This is a genomic window from Streptomyces sp. NPDC026672, assembly GCF_040638185.1.
Classification (GTDB): domain Bacteria; phylum Actinomycetota; class Actinomycetes; order Streptomycetales; family Streptomycetaceae; genus Streptomyces.
The window spans coordinates 162,198-177,984 of sequence record NZ_JBEZXS010000005.1; the positions used below are offsets into that span (position 1 = coordinate 162,198).

General features: G+C 74.8%; 14 protein-coding genes and 5 tRNA genes. 8 read left to right on the plus strand and 11 right to left on the minus strand.

Translation table 11 applies throughout. The features are described 5' to 3' along the window. Window positions 1-43 precede the first annotated feature (43 nt). Entirely contained in the window at window positions 44-604 is a 561-nt protein-coding gene (locus AB0F77_RS07450; RefSeq protein ID WP_361942972.1) for a CGNR zinc finger domain-containing protein, read from the plus strand. Window positions 605-681: 77 nt separating this feature from the next. Here the strand turns inward: AB0F77_RS07450 and AB0F77_RS07455 are convergent, their stop codons facing one another. Both AB0F77_RS07455 and AB0F77_RS07460 read right to left on the minus strand, forming a co-directional pair. Further along, entirely contained in the window at window positions 682-834 is a 153-nt protein-coding gene (locus tag AB0F77_RS07455) for a hypothetical protein (RefSeq protein ID WP_235458847.1), read from the minus strand. A gap of 201 nt (window positions 835-1,035) precedes the next feature. Next, window positions 1,036-1,515: a hypothetical protein gene (locus tag AB0F77_RS07460; RefSeq protein WP_361942976.1), complete on the minus strand. Its 480-nt coding sequence runs from the start codon at window positions 1,513-1,515 to the stop codon at window positions 1,036-1,038. 236 nt (window positions 1,516-1,751) lie between these two features. Between AB0F77_RS07460 and AB0F77_RS07465 the strand changes: the two genes are divergently transcribed. Continuing rightward, entirely contained in the window at window positions 1,752-2,342 is a 591-nt protein-coding gene (locus AB0F77_RS07465; protein ID WP_361942979.1) for a DsbA family protein, read from the plus strand. A gap of 2 nt (window positions 2,343-2,344) precedes the next feature. Here the strand turns inward: AB0F77_RS07465 and AB0F77_RS07470 are convergent, their stop codons facing one another. Genes AB0F77_RS07470 through AB0F77_RS07480 form a run of 3 tightly spaced genes read right to left on the minus strand, consistent with a single transcriptional unit; the run spans window position 2,345 to window position 5,087 of the window. Next, the gene (locus AB0F77_RS07470; RefSeq protein ID WP_361942983.1) at window positions 2,345-3,166 is read right to left on the minus strand and encodes a GNAT family N-acetyltransferase; all 822 of its coding nucleotides are present in this window, start codon (window positions 3,164-3,166) and stop codon (window positions 2,345-2,347) included. Window positions 3,167-3,225: 59 nt separating this feature from the next. Then, window positions 3,226-4,047: an aminodeoxychorismate lyase gene (locus AB0F77_RS07475; RefSeq protein WP_361942986.1), complete on the minus strand. Its 822-nt coding sequence runs from the start codon at window positions 4,045-4,047 to the stop codon at window positions 3,226-3,228. After that, window positions 4,044-5,087, minus strand: coding sequence for a chorismate-binding protein (locus tag AB0F77_RS07480; protein WP_361942989.1), 1,044 nt, complete (start codon window positions 5,085-5,087; stop codon window positions 4,044-4,046). The genes AB0F77_RS07475 and AB0F77_RS07480 overlap by 4 nt, the downstream gene beginning before the upstream one ends. A 178-nt stretch (window positions 5,088-5,265) precedes the next feature. Between AB0F77_RS07480 and AB0F77_RS07485 the strand changes: the two genes are divergently transcribed. The 5 genes from AB0F77_RS07485 to AB0F77_RS07505 all read left to right on the plus strand — a co-directional run bounded on the left by AB0F77_RS07485 (window position 5,266) and on the right by AB0F77_RS07505 (window position 5,736). Next, window positions 5,266-5,338: transfer RNA gene (locus AB0F77_RS07485), tRNA-Gly, on the plus strand. A 38-nt stretch (window positions 5,339-5,376) separates the two neighbouring features. Then, window positions 5,377-5,450: transfer RNA gene (locus AB0F77_RS07490), tRNA-Cys, on the plus strand. Between the two features lies 1 nt (window position 5,451). Further along, window positions 5,452-5,523, plus strand: a tRNA-Val gene (locus tag AB0F77_RS07495). Between the two features lie 35 nt (window positions 5,524-5,558). Then, window positions 5,559-5,630: transfer RNA gene (locus AB0F77_RS07500), tRNA-Val, on the plus strand. Window positions 5,631-5,664: 34 nt separating this feature from the next. Then, a tRNA-Val gene (locus AB0F77_RS07505) sits at window positions 5,665-5,736 on the plus strand. Window positions 5,737-5,781: 45 nt separating this feature from the next. On the opposite strand, the gene AB0F77_RS07510 is transcribed toward AB0F77_RS07505, so the two are convergent. From AB0F77_RS07510 to AB0F77_RS07520, 3 genes are all read right to left on the minus strand, one after another. Beyond that, window positions 5,782-6,072 carry a zf-TFIIB domain-containing protein gene (locus tag AB0F77_RS07510; protein ID WP_361942992.1) on the minus strand — a complete coding sequence of 97 codons (291 nt, stop codon included), beginning with the start codon at window positions 6,070-6,072 and terminating at the stop codon, window positions 5,782-5,784. Window positions 6,073-6,152: 80 nt separating this feature from the next. Then, window positions 6,153-7,103 (minus strand): aminoglycoside phosphotransferase family protein, encoded by a 951-nt coding sequence (locus AB0F77_RS07515; RefSeq protein ID WP_361942995.1) that lies wholly within the window; start codon window positions 7,101-7,103, stop codon window positions 6,153-6,155. Window positions 7,104-7,298: 195 nt separating this feature from the next. Then, window positions 7,299-7,496, minus strand: a complete 198-nt coding sequence (locus AB0F77_RS07520) for a hypothetical protein (protein WP_361942998.1) — start codon at window positions 7,494-7,496, stop codon at window positions 7,299-7,301. 638 nt (window positions 7,497-8,134) lie between these two features. Here AB0F77_RS07520 and AB0F77_RS07525 point away from each other — a divergent pair. Further along, a complete protein-coding gene (locus tag AB0F77_RS07525) occupies window positions 8,135-9,484 on the plus strand; it encodes a protein kinase (protein ID WP_361943485.1) in 1,350 nt (449 codons plus the stop codon). A gap of 160 nt (window positions 9,485-9,644) precedes the next feature. Here AB0F77_RS07525 and AB0F77_RS07530 read toward each other — a convergent pair whose 3' ends face one another. From AB0F77_RS07530 to cobT, 3 genes are all read right to left on the minus strand, one after another. Further along, window positions 9,645-10,463 carry an RNA methyltransferase gene (locus AB0F77_RS07530; RefSeq protein ID WP_361943001.1) on the minus strand — a complete coding sequence of 273 codons (819 nt, stop codon included), beginning with the start codon at window positions 10,461-10,463 and terminating at the stop codon, window positions 9,645-9,647. A gap of 67 nt (window positions 10,464-10,530) precedes the next feature. Further along, window positions 10,531-11,778, minus strand: coding sequence for a uroporphyrinogen-III C-methyltransferase (gene cobA / locus AB0F77_RS07535; protein WP_361943004.1), 1,248 nt, complete (start codon window positions 11,776-11,778; stop codon window positions 10,531-10,533). Between the two features lie 156 nt (window positions 11,779-11,934). Continuing rightward, window positions 11,935-15,699: a nicotinate-nucleotide--dimethylbenzimidazole phosphoribosyltransferase gene (gene cobT / locus AB0F77_RS07540; protein ID WP_361943007.1), complete on the minus strand. Its 3,765-nt coding sequence runs from the start codon at window positions 15,697-15,699 to the stop codon at window positions 11,935-11,937. Between the last annotated feature and the right edge of the window lie 88 nt (window positions 15,700-15,787).

Consider the following 15,787-nt stretch of genomic DNA (forward strand, 5'->3'; position numbering starts at 1 on the left):
CATCGGCGGGCGCCTGCCCGACCCCCAGCCCAGGGAGCGAAACGTGCTGATCACCCACGACACCCGGTGCGCGCTCGACACCGTGGTGGATCTGGTGAACACCGCGCCGGAGCACGAGGCGGCGGCGGACGGGCTGTCGGACGTGGTGGCCCTCACGGATTTCGTACGAACGCACGACATCTCCGACGTGGGGCTGCTGTCGGACTTCGATCTGTCGGCGGTGCGCAGGATCCGGGCGCGGTTCGCGGGGATCTTCGCCGCAGAGGACCCCCGGAAGGCGGCCGCGATGATCAACGAGCTGGTGGCCGCGGCGGGCACGACGCCCCAGCTCACGGACCACGACGGCTACGACTGGCACGTGCACTACTTCGCGCCCGGCGCCTCGGTGGCCGACCACCTGGCCGCCGACTGCGGGATGGCGCTGGCGTTCTTCGTGGTCGCGGGCGAGCAGGAGCGGCTGCGGCGCTGTGAGGCCCCGGACTGCCGGCGGGCCTTCGTGGATCTCTCCCGCAACCGTTCGCGCCGCTACTGCGACAGCCGTACCTGCGGGAACCGGCTGCACGTGGCGGCGTACCGGGCGAGGCGCAAGGAGGCGGCGGGCTGATCACCCGGCCCGCTTCGCGACGCCCTTTTGATGCCGACGTCAGCCCGGCGGGTGGCGCCGGGACTGACGTGTACGGCTCACAGCAACAGCAGATCGTGCAGCGCAGCCATGAGGAGCAGACACCCGATCACCGCAAGGAAGATCATCAGCGGTGGCTGGGAAAGGGCGAAGAGGCACCCGCGCGGCTCGTCCTTCGGCGGCGCGGCCTCGCTCTGTTCCGTGTCCAGCATCTCGCGGCGATGATGACCCAGCGGACACCCTGTCCGCGATCAACACGCCCGAAATAGGCGGGAGTTCACTGAATTCCGTTCTGTCCGGTTCGATTCGTTCCGGGCGGTGAACACTTCCGCCCGGCGCGGGGACGAACCCTGTCACTCCGGTGCGCCGGGCGACCGGCCCGGGGCGCGGCCGGTGCTACGCCCCAGGTGAGGTCATATGCCGTGCTTCTTGAGGATGGCCTCGATGTCGCTGAAGTCGTCCGTCGGGCCGGCCGCACCGGTCGCACCGGCCGCACCGGTCCCACCGGCGGCGCGGGGCGCGGCGGGCCGGGCGGCCGGACGCGTCGCAGGACCGAGGGCGGGTGCCGAGGCGGCGGGCGCCACGGTGTCGCCCCGCCGCTCGGCACGGGCCGCCTTGCGCTCGGCACGGGTGCCGCCGCGTCGGCGTTCGACGGCGCGGGTGGTCGCGAACAGGGCCCAGGCCACGCCGAGCACACCGAAACCGGCCCAGGCGGTCGGGCTGAAGGCGGTGTCGGCGAGCCAGCCGACGACACCGGTCATCACCAGGCCGATCGGCACCAGCGAGTAGGCCGCGATGCGAGCGGCCGCGAGGAAACGCTTGCGGTAGGCCGTGACGGCGGCCACGCCCAGGCCGGCCGCGGACACGGCGGAACAGACGGTCTCGGCAATCATCCGGTCCTCCAGGCGGGCTCGGGCGGTCGGGGCGCGCGGCACCTCATGACGCGCCGCGTCCCTTCCATCGTGCACCGCCCCCGTCCCGCCGTGCCATGCCCGGACCCGACATCAGGGACATCTCCGGGTCGCCTCCTCCCCAGGTGCCGGTCACGGGCGCACACCCGGTGCCCGGCGTCCGTCGGCGGAGTGCGGTCGATTGGGTCGCCGCCCGCCGGCCTGGAAGACTGTGGACCATGAACGACTCCTCCCCCGCCGCACCCGGCCGCTCCTCCCCCGCCGCACCCGGCCACTCCTCCCCCACCGCACCCGGCCACTCCTCCCCCGCCGCACCCGTCCCTGTCCTGGACGTGTGGTGCGAACTCCAGTGCCCGGACTGCCGCACCGCACTGGACGACCTGCGCGCCCTGCGGGCCCGCTACGGCGACCGGCTGGAGCTGCGGCTGCGGCACTTCCCGCTGGAGAAGCACGGGCACGCCTTCGCCGCCGCGCAGGCCGCCGAGGAGGCGCTGGAGCAGGGGCGGGGCTGGGAGTACGTCGAGGCCGTGCTCGGCCGGGTCGAGGAGCTGGACCGCCGCGGGGAGCCCTTCCTCGTCGAGGTGGCCGGGGAACTCGGCCTCGACGCCGAGGAGTTCGACACCGCGCTGATCGACGGGCGGCACATCCTGGTGGTCGACGCCGACCAGGCCGAGGGGAAGGCGATCGGCGTCACGGGCACCCCGACGTACGTCATCGGCGGCGAGCGCCTCGACGGCGGCAAGAGCCAGGAAGGGCTGCGCGAGCGCGTCGAGGAGATCGCGGACCGGCTGCTGGCCGAACGGGGCTGACCTCAGAGCAGGTTCTTGTACATCGCGTACAGCACGGGCGCGTAGCCGAGGGAGTCGTAGAGGCGCTCGGCCGGGGTGTTGCCCGCGAAGACGTTGAGGCCGAGGGTGTCCCTGCCCGCGGCGATCGCCTGGGCCTCGGCGAGCAGCATCAGCGAGCGGCCGTGGCCCCGGCCGCGGAAGCGGGCGTCGGCCTCGACGTCGTACACGAACGCCTTGTCCGCGAGCGCCACCCACAGCGTGCCGACCGGGGTGCCCTCGTGCTCCAGGACGCTGAAGCGCATGCCCTCGGTGGCCATGCCCCGGGGCAGCAGCCGGGCGTGGTCCCGCTCGGACTTCTCCCGCGCCTGTTCCTCGGGCACGCCCCGCTGGACCCAGCTGCGCGCGTAGTCCACGAGCCCCCGGGCGTGCCATTCCGTGTACTCGGCCTCGGTCATGGGCCGGCCCCGGCTGCCCTCGGGGAGCGCAGGGGCGGTGGTGCCGAGCGGTTTCTCCATGCCGCGGTTGCGGTGGACGTAGCCGAGGGACCGGGCCAGGCGCAGCGCCGGGGCCGACTCGGCGGGCACGGTGATCTCGACGCGGGTGCAGCCCCAGCCGCGGACCACCTCCTCGGCGGCGAGGGCGGCGACGGCTCCCCGGCCGCGCCCGCGGTCCGGTTCCTCGATGCGCAGGGAGCCGATCGTGGCGACGGCGGGCCCGAAGACGGAGTGGGTGGCGAGGCGGACCTCGCCGACGGGCCGGCTGTTCACGCACACCTGGTAGTGGCGCGACAACGCCCCGTCGGCGGCGTGCTGGAGCGGCTCGGTGGGCCGCAGGGTGGTGGTCATCACCGGTGTTCTACCCGTCGCGGCGCCCGTCGTCAGCTCATTTCCGGGCGGCCCGCTGCTCAGGGGTCGAGGTCGTCCCCGGAGCGCTCGTCGAAGATCCGCATGGCCTTGGCGGTCACCGGGCCCGGGGCGCCCGGCAGTTCGCGGTCGTCGACGCGGTGCACGGCCTGGACGTCGCGCAGGGTGGAGGTGAGGAAGACCTCGTCGGCGCGGTCCAGGACGTCCAGGGGCAGGTCGGTCTCGGTGGCGCCGGTCCACTCGACGGTGAGGGCGCGGGTGATGCCGGCGAGGCAGCCGGAGGCGACGGGCGGGGTGTGGATCTCGCCGTCGAGGACGACGAAGACGTTGGAGCCTGTGCCCTCGCAGAGCTGTCCGACCGTGTTGGCGAACAGGGCCTCGGAGGCGCCCTGCCGGTGGGCGCGGGCGAGGGCGACGACGTTCTCGGCGTACGAGGTGGTCTTCAGGCCGGTGAGGGCGCCGCGCTCGTTGCGGGTCCAGGGGACGGTGATCACGGCGGTGGTGTCGGGGCGCCGGGCGGTCTCGCCGAGGGCGACGACGAGGGTCGGGCCGCGGTCGCCGCGGTCGGAGCCGAGGGGGCCGTGGCCGCCGGTGTAGGTGATGCGCAGCCGGCCGAGCGGCATCGGGTTGGCGTCGAGGACGGCGGCGCAGGCGCGGCGGACCTCGTCGTGGTCGGGGTCGGGCAGGCCGAGCCCGCGGGCCGAGCGGGTCAGCCGGTCGAGGTGCCGGGTGAGCGCGAACGTCCTGCCGTCGGTCGCCTTCACGGTCTCGAAGATGCCGTCGCCCACGGTCAGTCCGTGGTCGAAGACGGAGACACGGGCGGACTCCACGTCCTGCAGCCCGCCGTCCAGCCAGATCCTCATGGGTGAGTCCCTCCGCTCGCGTCGTACGTGCCCGACGCTACCGCGAGCAGCCGGGACGCCTTCAGTTCGGTCTCCCGCCACTCCCGTTCGGGGTCGGAGCCCCAGGTGATGCCGGCGCCGGTGCCGAAGCGCAGGGCACCCGCGGCGCGGTCGACCCAGAAGGTGCGGATGCCGACGGCCAGCTCGCCGGTGCCGCGGTCGGCGTCGACCCAGCCGATGCCGCCGCAGTACGGGCCGCGGGGTGCCGTCTCCAGGTCGCGGATGATGCGCAGGGCGCTGGACTTGGGCGCTCCGGTGACCGAGCCGGGCGGGAAGGCGGCGGCGAGCAGTTCGGGCCAGCCCGCGTCCTCGCGCAGTTCGCCGCGGACGGTGGACACGAGGTGGACGAGTCCGGGGTGCTTCTCGACGACGCACAGGTCGGGGACGGTGACGCTGCCGGTGGCGCAGACGCGGCCGAGGTCGTTGCGGACGAGGTCCACGATCATGACGTTCTCGGCGTGGTCCTTGTCGAGCAGGTCGGCCTCGGTGCGGCCGGTGCCCTTGATGGGGCCGGACTCGACGGTGCGGCCGGTGCGGCGCAGGAAGAGTTCGGGTGAGGCGGTGGCCGTCTCGACGCCGTGCGCGGGCAGACGGATCGTTCCGGCGTACGGCGCCGGGTTGCCGCGGGCCAGCAGGGAGGTGAGGGCGTCGACGTCGGCGTCCGGTCCGACGGGCGCCGAGAGCACCCGGCAGAGGTTGGCCTGGTAGACCTCGCCGGTCGCGATGCGTTCGCGCACGCTGCGTACGCCGGCGGTGTACGCGTCGTGGTCGAGGGACGACGTCCAGTCGCCCGTGGCGGGTCCCCGCCAGCGTCCCGGCACCGGCGCGGGTACCGGCTCCTCGCGTACGTCCGCGAAGCGGGCGCAGGTCAGCCGGCCCTCGAAGTCGGCGCAGACGGACCAGAATCCGCTGGACTCCAGGGCGGCGGGGTCGTCGGTGACGTCGAGCAGACCGGTGGCGACGCGGTCGCCGAAGCGGGCGAGGGGAGGGAGCCGGTGCACGCGGTCGAGTCTAGGTCGGGGTGTCCCCGGGGTGGCCCGGGCGTGTCCCGCGGGTGCCCTGACCACGTCGTCCGGTGGGCACGGCGCAGCACGCTGCGTAAACGCGTTTTTGTGCTCGCCGGGGAATCCGCTAGAGTTCAACACGTCGCCGGGACGCGCAAGCCGACCGAACCGACAGGCGGACGTAGCTCAGTTGGTAGAGCGCAACCTTGCCAAGGTTGAGGTCGCGAGTTCGAGCCTCGTCGTCCGCTCGTAGGAAGTGGGGGTTCTCCCGATCCCCTACACTCCTGGTGGAGTGGCCGAGAGGCGAGGCAACGGCCTGCAAAGCCGTCTACACGGGTTCAAATCCCGTCTCCACCTCCAAGGACGATTAGCTCAGCGGGAGAGCGCTTCCCTGACACGGAAGAGGTCACTGGTTCAATCCCAGTATCGTCCACTGGTCCGCAAGGGCCTTGGCCCGCGAGGATCCCCGCGCGATTAGCTCAGCGGGAGAGCGCTTCCCTGACACGGAAGAGGTCACTGGTTCAATCCCAGTATCGCGCACGCACCGTCCGTGGCCCCCGGGTCGCGGTCCTGAGGACGATTAGCTCAGCGGGAGAGCGCTTCCCTGACACGGAAGAGGTCACTGGTTCAATCCCAGTATCGTCCACACACGGAAGCCCCCGGCCCTGCGGCCGGGGGCTTCGTCGTGGGCTCAGCTGGAGAACAGCATGTGGCCGAAGCTCTTGTGGCGGTGGTGGCCGCCGTGGTGCCCCCCGTGACCGCCGCCGTGCGGGGCGCCCCAGACGGGGGCGGAGGGGGCCGGGTACGCCTGCGGGGCGGGCGGGGGCGGCGGGGCCGGCTGCGACCACTGCGACTCCAGGCGGGTCAGCGCCTCCAGCTCCCCGTAGTCCAGGAAGATGCCCCGGCAGCCGCTGCACTGCTCGATCTGGACGCCGTTGCGGTTGTAGGTGTGCATCGGCGCATGACACTTCGGACACTGCATGCTCGGCTCAACTCCTCGCCGTTCGCTCCTGCTTGGTGGTTCCCCTGGACAGACTCCGTCCGGCCGGGGTCGGTTGCACCCTACGTCGGGAATTCCTCCGCCGACTCCGGTGGTCGGCGGGCCATTCGGGCACAGGCGTCGACCACGGCCCGCTCGACCTCGTCCAGCGGGCGCCGCGCGGTGAGCGCCTTGGTGAGTGCGAGGGCCGCGGTCTGCACGGTGAGGGCGCGCGCGGGCACGTCCAGCGCGGGCCAGGGGTCCGCGGTGCCGGGCACGGCGGTGCCGCCCGCGGCGCGGTAGGCGTCCAGGAAGCGGGACCACTCGTCGGGCGGGAGGAGGCCGCAGGCGAACCAGGCGGCGGGGCGGGCGAGGTCCCAGGCGGGGACGCCGGTGCCGAGGTCGTCGACGTCGATGAGCCGCCAGGGTCCGTCGGGTGCGGGGTGCCGGACGAGCTGGCCGAGGTGCAGGTCGCCGTGGCAGAGGGCGGCGGGCCCGGGCATGGGTGCCTCGGCGCGGGCCCAGGCGGGCAGGCCGGCCCAGGCGTCGAGGACCGGGGCCGCGTCGCTCGCGCCGGTGCCCGTGGCGGTGAGGGCGGTGCGCAGCCGGGTGAGCGCGCGGGCCGCCTTGCGGGGGCCGCGCATCGGGGGCAGGCCGATGGGCGGCGGGGTGCGGTGGAGGCGGGCGAGCAGGGTCGCGGCGGCTTCCCAGGGGGCGGCGTCCGGGTCGTCCGGGTCCACGGGTGCGCCGTGGGGCCAGAACGTGACGAGCCGGTCGTGCGCCTCGGCCGGGGTGGTGGAGAGGGGGGCGAGCAGGACGTCCGGGAGGCGGGCCGCGACACCGAGCCGCAGGGCCAGGCCGACGGGGTCGGTGCCGGGGGCGTGGGCCTTGGCGACGGTGGCCGCGTGCCGGACGACGGTGGCGTCGGGGCGGTCGGCGAGGGTGACGGCGGCGCCGCACGCGCAGGGGGTCCCGGCGGGATGGGCCGCGGCGCCGGCGCGGGCGGTCAGCCACGGGAGTATGTCTGCGGTCACTGGACTCCCGTCCCGGGTCGGTGCGGCGGCTGGAGGGCGTACGCGGAGCCTCGCCCAGGACGCGGGCACAGAGCAATGCCGGCGCAGCTCCCCAGCTGCGCCGGCATCTGTGCCGTCCGCCGCACCCCCGTCCCCACGGGGTTTCATGGATGGATGTCCCCACCCGGACCGCTCTTCCGGGCCTGGGGTCGCCGCTCAGCGCCCCAGCATCACACCCACGGACGACGCCTGTGTGGCCACTGTCTCCCAGCCGTCGAAGACGAGGAGGAGCAGGGCCGCCAGGGGAAGGGCCATGAGCGTCGCCACCAGGGGGTGGCGGCGGCCCGTGCGACGGGTGCGGAACGCGGTGCGTCCGTGTGTGCGGAGCAGTGTCCGCGGTGCCGTCTGGGCCATGGTCCCTCTCCCGACCGTCTGCGTGTTCGTGCCGTTGTCGTGCTGTTGTCCTTGGCAGCGGCGGGTGTCTGACCTCGGGGGACGAGTGCTGCACCCGCCGCTTGACCTCAAATCTAGGCTCGCGGGGCGGGACGGACGTCATGCCCTCGTATCGAATCGCGGGCCTCCCGGAGGATGAGCCATGGAGAGCGCTGTACTCCCCTGGGTGGAGACATGGGCCGGTGTCTCGGGGTCTTCCCTGAGGGGGTGTCCTGAGTGTCCGGTCATGTCCGTGCTGTCCCGGGCTGGGGGAAAGAGGCCGCCACCGGGTGACTTCGATCACTTCAACCACCTCTCCGGACGCCGTCGGCCTCCCCCGGCGGGCCGTCCGGAGGGCCTGGACGGCGGGTGTCCGCGGCGGTCGTCCACGGGCCGCGACCACCCACCGGCCGTCACCCCGCGGTCGGCCAATCCCCCTTCCGTGTCGGACGGTTGAGCGTGTGGCGCGGCCAAGGACACCGTTTTCCGCGGCTTCTTGACCACGTCTCATCTCTTACGCGCGCAGCTGACAAACGATCGGTTCGAGAGGGCGCGGCCTCTGCGCGCGGGCGGCTGTGGAAACGTAAGCTGTGGCACGTCACACGGACCGGGCAGCGGGGATGAACATGGCGATGATGCGCCTGAGGCGCGAGGACCCGCGCGTCGTCGGCTCGTTCAGGCTTCACAGACGGCTCGGCGCGGGCGGGATGGGCGTCGTCTATCTGGGCTCCGACAAGAAGGGGCAGCGCGTCGCGCTCAAGGTGATCCGGCCCGATCTGGCGGAGGACCAGGAGTTCCGCTCGCGGTTCGCGCGCGAGGTGTCGGCGGCCCGGCGGATCAGGGGCGGGTGCACGGCCCGCCTCGTGGCGGCCGATCTCGACGCCGACCGGCCGTGGTTCGCCACCCAGTACGTGCCCGGACCGTCGCTCCACGACAAGGTCGCCGACGAGGGGCCGCTGGGCGCCGCGGAGGCGGCGGCCGTGGGTGCCGCCCTCTCGGAGGGGCTCGTCGCGGTGCACGAGGCGGGTGTGGTGCACCGGGACCTGAAGCCGTCCAACATCCTGCTGTCCCCGAAGGGGCCGCGGATCATCGACTTCGGCATCGCCTGGGCGACCGGCGCGTCCACGCTCACCCACGTCGGTACGGCGGTCGGCTCGCCGGGCTTCCTCGCGCCCGAGCAGGTGCGGGGCGCGGCGGTCACACCGGCGACGGACGTCTTCTCGCTCGGGGCGACGCTGGCGTACGCGTCGACGGGCGACTCGCCCTTCGGGCACGGCAGTTCCGAGGTGATGCTGTACCGCGTGGTGCACGAGGAGCCGCATCTGCACGGTGTGCCGGACGCGCTGGCCCCGCTGGTGCGGGCCTGTCTGGCGAAGGACCCGGAGGAGCGGCCGAGCACGCTGCAACTGTCGCTGCGGCTCAAGGAGATCGCGGCGCGCGAGGCACACGGTCCGGCCGACGTACGGCCGCCCGCGCCGCGTTCCGCCGAGGCCGACCGGCCCACCGGACGGCTCGCGGACACCTACCCGGAGCAGCAGCGCACCCTGCGGCGCACCCAGTCGGCGCCGGGCACCACCCCGCTGCCGCGGGGCGGGAGTTCGGGGCGCGGCGCGCCGTCCTCACGAGGCGGTTCGGGCCGCTCCGGTGGCGGTGTCCCGTCGCGTTCCGGCGGGGCGCGGCCGACTCCGGTGTCGCGCGGCGGCACCCGGCCGAGCAGCGGGAGCGGGAGCAGGCCCGCGCCGCGCAGTGGTGCCGGGCGGCAGGGGCCGCGGACGACGGGCACGGGGCGGCGGCCCGCCAACCCCCGGCTCCTGCGGCAACGGCTGTTCGTGTTCGTGGTGGTGACCCTGCTGGTCGCCCTCGGCATCGCCCTGGCCCAGGGCTGTCAGGGCCCGGCACACGGCCTGGGACATCCGACTCCCGCACCCGACCGGCACGGACGGCACTCGGCGCCGCCGAGCGTGGAGTAGCGAGGGGCGGGACGGCACGCGCCGCCACGGCGACGGACCGTCACCGCGACGGGAGGGCTCGTCGTCACCTCAGGGGCGGGCCGTCATCACCACCGTAGGCGCGCCCCGCCGTCGCCACACAGGGGCGGCCCGTCATCACCACCGCAGGGGCGGCCTGTCGTCACCGCGCCGGGCGGCCCGTCGTCGCCGCGTAGAAGGCGACCGCCGCGGCCGCTCCCACGTTGAGGGAGTCGACGCCGTGGGACATGGGGATGCGGACCCATTCGTCGGCGGCGACCAGGGCCTTGGTGGACAGGCCGTCGCCCTCGGCGCCGAGCATCAGCGCGACCCGGTCCATGCGGTGCGCGGCGGCCTCGTCGAGGGACGTGGCCTTCTCGTCCGGGGTGAGCGCGAGCAGCGTGAACCCGGCCTCGCGGACCGCCTCCAGTCCCTTGGGCCAGGTGTCGAGCCGGGCGTACGGCACGGAGAAGACGGCGCCCATGGAGACCTTGACGCTGCGGCGGTACAGCGGGTCGGCGCAGTCCGGGGAGAGCAGCACGGCGTCCATGCCGAGCGCGGCGGCGGAGCGGAAGATGGCGCCGATGTTGGTGTGGTCGTTGACGGCCTCCATGACCACCACCCGGCGGGCGGGCCCGAGGAGTTCGGCCGCCGTGGGCAGCGGCTTGCGCCGCATGGAGGCGAGGGCGCCGCGGTGCACGTGGTAGCCGGTGACCCGCTCGGCGAGCTCGGGGGTCACCGTGTAGACGGGGACGGGGAGTTCGTCGATGACGTCCCGCATGACGTCGACCCACTTGGCGGACAGCAGCATCGAGCGCATCGCGTAACCGGCGTCCGCGGCCCGGCGGATGACCTTCTCGCCCTCGGCGATGAACAGTCCCTCGGCCGGTTCGCGCCTGCGGCGCAGTTCGACGTCGGTCAGGTCCGTGTAGTCGTGCAGGCGGGGGTCGTCGGGGTCGTCGACGGTGATGAGTTCGGCCACGGGGTGCACTGCCTTGTCCGGTACGGGGTGGTGGGGGGAGGTCGGGGGCTCGGTGGTCGGCCGCGGCTCATCCCGCGGTGGGACGCTCCCCCACGCGCGGGCCCACGGTGACGACCTCGCCGACGACGATGACCGCCGGCGGCTTCACGTCCTCGGTGCGCACGGTCTCGGCGACGGTCGCCAGGGTCGCGTCGACGCGGCGCTGCGCGGCCGTGGTGCCCTCCTGGACGAGGGCGACCGGGGTGTCCGGGGACCGGCCGTGGGCGACGAGGGTCTCGGCGATCCGGCCGATCTTGTCGACGCCCATGAGGATCACCAGGGTGCCGGTCAGCTTCGCCAGGGACGGCCAGTCGACGAGGGAGCGCTCGTCGTCGGGGGCGACATGGCCGCTGACCACGGTGAACTCATGGGCGACACCGCGGTGGGTGACCGGGATGCCGGCCGCGCCGGGCACGGAGATCGAGCTGGAGATGCCGGGGACGACCGTGCAGGGGATGCCGGCGTCCGCGAGGGCCTGGACCTCCTCCATGCCCCGGCCGAAGACGAAGGGGTCGCCGCCCTTGAGCCGTACGACCGACTTGCCCTGCTTGGCGTGCTCGATCAGCGCGTTGTTGATGGCCTCCTGGGCCATGTAGCGGCCGTACGGGATCTTCGCGGCGTCGATCACCTCGACGTGCGGCGGGAGTTCGGCGAGCAGGTCGCGCGGGCCGAGCCGGTCGGCGACGACGACGTCGGCCTCGGCGAGCAGGCGCCGCCCGCGGACCGTGATGAGGTCGGGGTCGCCGGGGCCGCCGCCGACGAGGGCGACGCCCGGGGTGCGGGTGCGGTGGTGGGGGGCGACGAGCGTGCCGTCGCGCAGTCCGGCCACGACGGCGTCGCGGACGGCGGCGGTGTGGCGGGGGTCGCGGCCCTTGGCGTCGGTGGTGAGGACGGCCACCGTGACGCCCTCGCTGTGGCCGGTCGCCGGGGTCCAGGCGGTGGCCCGGTCGGCGTCGTCGGAGCGGACGCACCAGACGCGGGTGCGTTCCGCTTCGGCGGAGGCGGTGGTGTTGGCGTCGAGGTCGCTGGTGGCGATGAGGGCGTACCAGGCGTCGGCGAGGTCGCCCTCCGCGTAGGGCCGGCGTTCCCAGGTGATCTCGCCCGCGTCCGCCATGGCCTCCACGGAGGGGGTGGCCTCGGGCGAGACGAGGGTGACGTCCGCGCCGGCCGCGATCAGGGCCGGGAGGCGGCGCTGGGCCACCTGGCCGCCGCCGAGGACGACCACGCGGCGGCCGGCCAGGCGGAGGCCTACGGGGTAGGCGGGGTGGTCGGCCATGGGGTGCGGCTCCATCTTCTGGCGGTGCGATTGCCCTGACGTGCGATTTTAGAGGGCGGCGGCGTGATGCGGGGCGGGTGGGTCCGGCGGCGGGCGTGCGGGGGTGTGCGGAGGGACGATGTCCGTCCGCACACCCCCGTGCGAAGGGCCTCGGGCCTACTTCTCCGTGACCCCCGCCGAGTCGAACGTGGCGACCTCGTGCATGGCTCGGGCCGTGCTCTGGACCAGCGGGAGGGCCAGCAGGGCGCCGGTGCCCTCGCCGAGGCGGAGGTCCAGGTCGACCAGGGGGCGCAGGCCGAGCTTGTTGAGGGCGGCGACATGGCCGGGCTCGGCGCTGCGGTGGCCCGCGATGCACGCCGCCAGGACCTCGGGGGCGATCGCGCGGGCGACGAGGGCCGCGGCTCCCGCGCTGACGCCGTCCAGGATCACCGGCGTCCGCAACGAGGCGCCGCCGAGGAGCAGGCCGACCATCGCCGCGTGTTCGAAGCCTCCGACGGCCGCGAGGACGCCGATCGGGTCGGCCGGGTCCGGCTGGTGGAGTTCGAGGGCACGGCGTACGACCTCGGTCTTGCGGGCCAGGGTCTCGTCGTTGATGCCGGTGCCGCGGCCGGTGACCTCGGCCGGGTCCGCGCCCGTGAACACGGAGATCAGGGCCGCGGACGCCGTGGTGTTGGCGATGCCCATCTCGCCGGTGAGCAGCGCCTTGTTGCCGGCCGCCACCAGGTCGCGGGCCGTCTCGATGCCGACCTCGATGGCCTGCTTGGCCTCCTCGCGGGTCATCGCGGGACCGGTCGTCATGTCGGAGGTGCCCGCGCGGACCTTGCGGGGCAGCAGCCCCGGCGTCGCGGGCAGGTCGGTGGCCACGCCCACGTCGATGACGCAGACCTCGGCGCCGACCTGGGCGGCGAACGCGTTGCACACCGCTCCCCCGCCGAGGAAGTTGGCCACCATCTGGGCGGTGACCTCCTGCGGCCACGGGGTGACGCCCTGGGCGTGCACACCGTGGTCGCCCGCGAAGATCGCGACGGCCGCGGGCTCGGGGATCGGCGGCGGGCACTGCCGGGACAGCCCCGCCAGCTGCGCGGAGATGATCTCCAGCATGCCGAGCGCGCCCGGCGGCTTGGTCATGCGCTTCTGCCGCTCCCACGCCTCGCCGAGCGCCTTGGCGTCCAGCGGGCGGATTCCGGCGACGGTCTCGGCGAGCAGGTCGTGCGGGTCCTCGCCGGGCAGCGCGCGGCGGCCGTACGTCTCCTCGTGCACGACCCAGGACAGCGGGCGGCGCTTGGACCAGCCCGCCTGCATCAGCTCGGGCTCCTCCGGGAACTCGTCGACGTAGCCCACGCACAGGTAGGCGACGACCTCCAGGTGCTCGGGGAGGCCGAGGGCGCGGACCATCTCGCGCTCGTCGAAGAAGCTGACCCAGCCGACGCCGAGGCCCTCGGCGCGGGCGGCGAGCCAGAGGTTCTCGACGGCGAGCGCGGAGGAGTACGGCGCCATCTGGGGCTGGGTGTGCCGGCCCAGGGTGTGCCGGCCGCCGCGCGTCGGGTCGGCGGTGACGACGATGTTGACCGGGGTGTCGAGGATGGCCTCGATCTTCAGTTCCTTGAACTGCTTGGCCCGGCCCTTGGGCAGCGACTTGGCGTACGCGTCGCGCTGGCGCATGGCCAGTTCGTGCATGGTGCGGCGGGTCTCGGCGGACCGGATGACCACGAAGTCCCAGGGCTGCGAGTGGCCGACGGAGGGCGCGGTGTGGGCGGCCTCCAGGACGCGCAACAGCACCTCGTGCGGGATGGGGTCGCCGCGGAAGCCGTTGCGGATGTCGCGGCGCTCGCGCATGACCTTGAGGACGGCCTCGCGCTCGGCGTCGTCGTAACCGGGGGCGGCGGGGCCCACGGGCCGGCGCGGCTCGACGGCCTCGACCACCTCGGCCATCTCGGCCATGGCGACGGACTCGGCGGCCTCGGCGGCCTCGTCCTCCTGGTCGGCGGCCCGGGTCTCCAGGTCCTCGGCGTGCTGGACGACGTCGGTCACCGGCTCGGCCTCGCGGGGCCCGGGGACCGCCGCGACGGGTTCCTCGCCCGTCCGCTCGCCCTGCTCCTGGACCGGCAGGACCAGCGGCTGCGGCGGGGTGGGCGCCAGGTGCGGGGTCGTGGGCACCTGGCCCTCGACCGGCACGAACTGGCCGAGCGGCTGGTCCGGGGCGGGCTCCAGGGGGACGCTGCTCGGCAGGGTCTGGTCGAGCGGGGCGGCGGCCTCCGGCTCGAGGGCGAGGGGCGCGTCCGCCGCCGGGTGCGGCTCCAGGACGGCGGGCGCCGGCTCCACGAGCTGCGGCTCCGGGGTCTCCTGCGGGCCCGGCACCGGGGCGGCGGGCTGGAGCTGTGGACCCTGCTCGGGCTGGACGTCGGCGGGGGCGAGGTGTTCCTCGGCGGGGGCGGCCGGCGGGACCGGCTGCTGCGACTCGGGCGCGTGCCGCGGTCCCTGGGCCTCGGCGACGGGGTCCGCCTCCGTGGGGGCGACGAACTCGGGCGCCGGCGGCTGCGGTTCGGCGTCGGGGGCGGGCGCCATGGCCACGGCCTCGGCACCGGTCTGCGGCTCCACGGCGTCCGGAGCGGGCACGAACGGTACGGCGTCCTGGACGACGGGGACGGCTTCCTGAACGGCCGGTGCCGGTTCCGGTGCGGGTGCCGATGCCTCTGCCGCGTCCGGGGTCGCCGGTACGGCCTCGGTGTCCGGGGCCGGCACCGGGGCGGCGGCCTGGAGGTCGGAGGGCTGCTCGACGGGGGCGACCGGCTCGGCGGTGGCGGGCGCCTGTGCGGGGGCGGGGGCCTCCCGGGCACCGTCCAGGTCGAGCTGGAGCGGACCCTCCGGCCCGGCCTGGACCTCGGGAGCCTGGGCCACGGCGTCCGGGAAGGCGGCGGGCGCCGGCTCCTCCGGGGCGCTCGGGGCGTCCTGCTGGACGGGCACGTCGTGCGTCGGCACGCCCTCGGGCGGGGTCTGTCCGGGCTCCGGGACGTACGGGACCTCCGGCGCGGAGGGCTCCGGCGGCGTCTGGACGCCGTGCGGCGCGAGTGGCGTGCCGGGGACGGCGTCGGCGCCGCCGGTCGCGGGGGCGACCGGGACGGCCTGGGTGTCCACGGCCGGGGTGTCCGGCAGGCCCTCGGGGGTCTGCGCGGCCATGGCCGTCGGGCCGTCCTCGGTGGCCGGTACGGCGGGCACCCCGTCGTGGGCCTGTGCGCCCTGCGCCCCCTCGTGGACGTGGACGAGCCGCTCGTCGGGTGCGGGGGCGGCCCTGCGGCGGCGCCTCGCAGCGGGCGCGGCGGCGACCGGCTCGGCGGCCGGGGCCACCGGCTCGGGTGCCGCTTCCTGTACGGCGACCGGGGCGGCCGGCGTCGCGCCCCAGGGCACGGCGCTCTGGGGGGCGAGGTCGCGCAGCGGCTGGGCGTCGAGATACTCGGGGCCGGTCGTGGGCGGGCCGGGGTGGCGCACGGGGGCGCCGGCGGGGCCGCGGTCGGCGAGGGAGCGGACCGGGCTCGCGGAGGCGTCGGGGATCGGCGGGCCGAGGTGCAGCGGGCGGCGCGGGGTGTGCGTCGCGGGGTCGTGCGGGGCCGAGAGGATCGGGGACGGCGGGACCGAGACCGGCGTGTCGGGCAGGCGGACGCCGCTCAGGTCGACGGAGCCGCTGTCACGGCCGGCCGTCTCGTGCGGGCCCGGCTGGTGGACGGTCTCGACGACGGGCTCCGGGGTGGGCGGGGGCACTTCGTTGCCCCAGGCGCCCTGGGCGCCCGGCAGCAGCAGTTCCTCGTCCTCGGCGGGAGACTCGGAGAGGTAGGTGTACGCGCCGTGCGCGGGGACGCCCGGCTGTTCCACCATGCCTGCGCTCTCCGGCAGTCCCTCGCCCGGGACCTGGCCGGTGTCGGTCATGCGTATCCCTCGCCCATCGGTTTCGTGCTCCTACGACCAGCTCACCCGGAACGGCGCACCGACCGCCCCGCAGTGAAGAACGAGCGTG

Coding starts and splice junctions, on each gene's coding strand:
- AB0F77_RS07460 (WP_361942976.1), bottom strand. CDS start 1,515: ATGATTGCCGAGACCGTCTGTTCCGCCGTGTCCGCGGCCGGCCTGGGC.
- AB0F77_RS07520 (WP_361942998.1), bottom strand. CDS start 7,496: ATGGCCCAGACGGCACCGCGGACACTGCTCCGCACACACGGACGCACC.
- AB0F77_RS07465 (WP_361942979.1), top strand. CDS start 1,752: ATGAACGACTCCTCCCCCGCCGCACCCGGCCGCTCCTCCCCCGCCGCA.
- AB0F77_RS07510 (WP_361942992.1), bottom strand. CDS start 6,072: ATGCAGTGTCCGAAGTGTCATGCGCCGATGCACACCTACAACCGCAAC.
- AB0F77_RS07475 (WP_361942986.1), bottom strand. CDS start 4,047: ATGAGGATCTGGCTGGACGGCGGGCTGCAGGACGTGGAGTCCGCCCGT.
- AB0F77_RS07470 (WP_361942983.1), bottom strand. CDS start 3,166: ATGACCACCACCCTGCGGCCCACCGAGCCGCTCCAGCACGCCGCCGAC.
- cobT (WP_361943007.1), bottom strand. CDS start 15,699: ATGACCGACACCGGCCAGGTCCCGGGCGAGGGACTGCCGGAGAGCGCA.
- AB0F77_RS07455 (WP_235458847.1), bottom strand. CDS start 834: ATGCTGGACACGGAACAGAGCGAGGCCGCGCCGCCGAAGGACGAGCCG.
- cobA (WP_361943004.1), bottom strand. CDS start 11,778: ATGGCCGACCACCCCGCCTACCCCGTAGGCCTCCGCCTGGCCGGCCGC.
- AB0F77_RS07525 (WP_361943485.1), top strand. CDS start 8,135: ATGAACATGGCGATGATGCGCCTGAGGCGCGAGGACCCGCGCGTCGTC.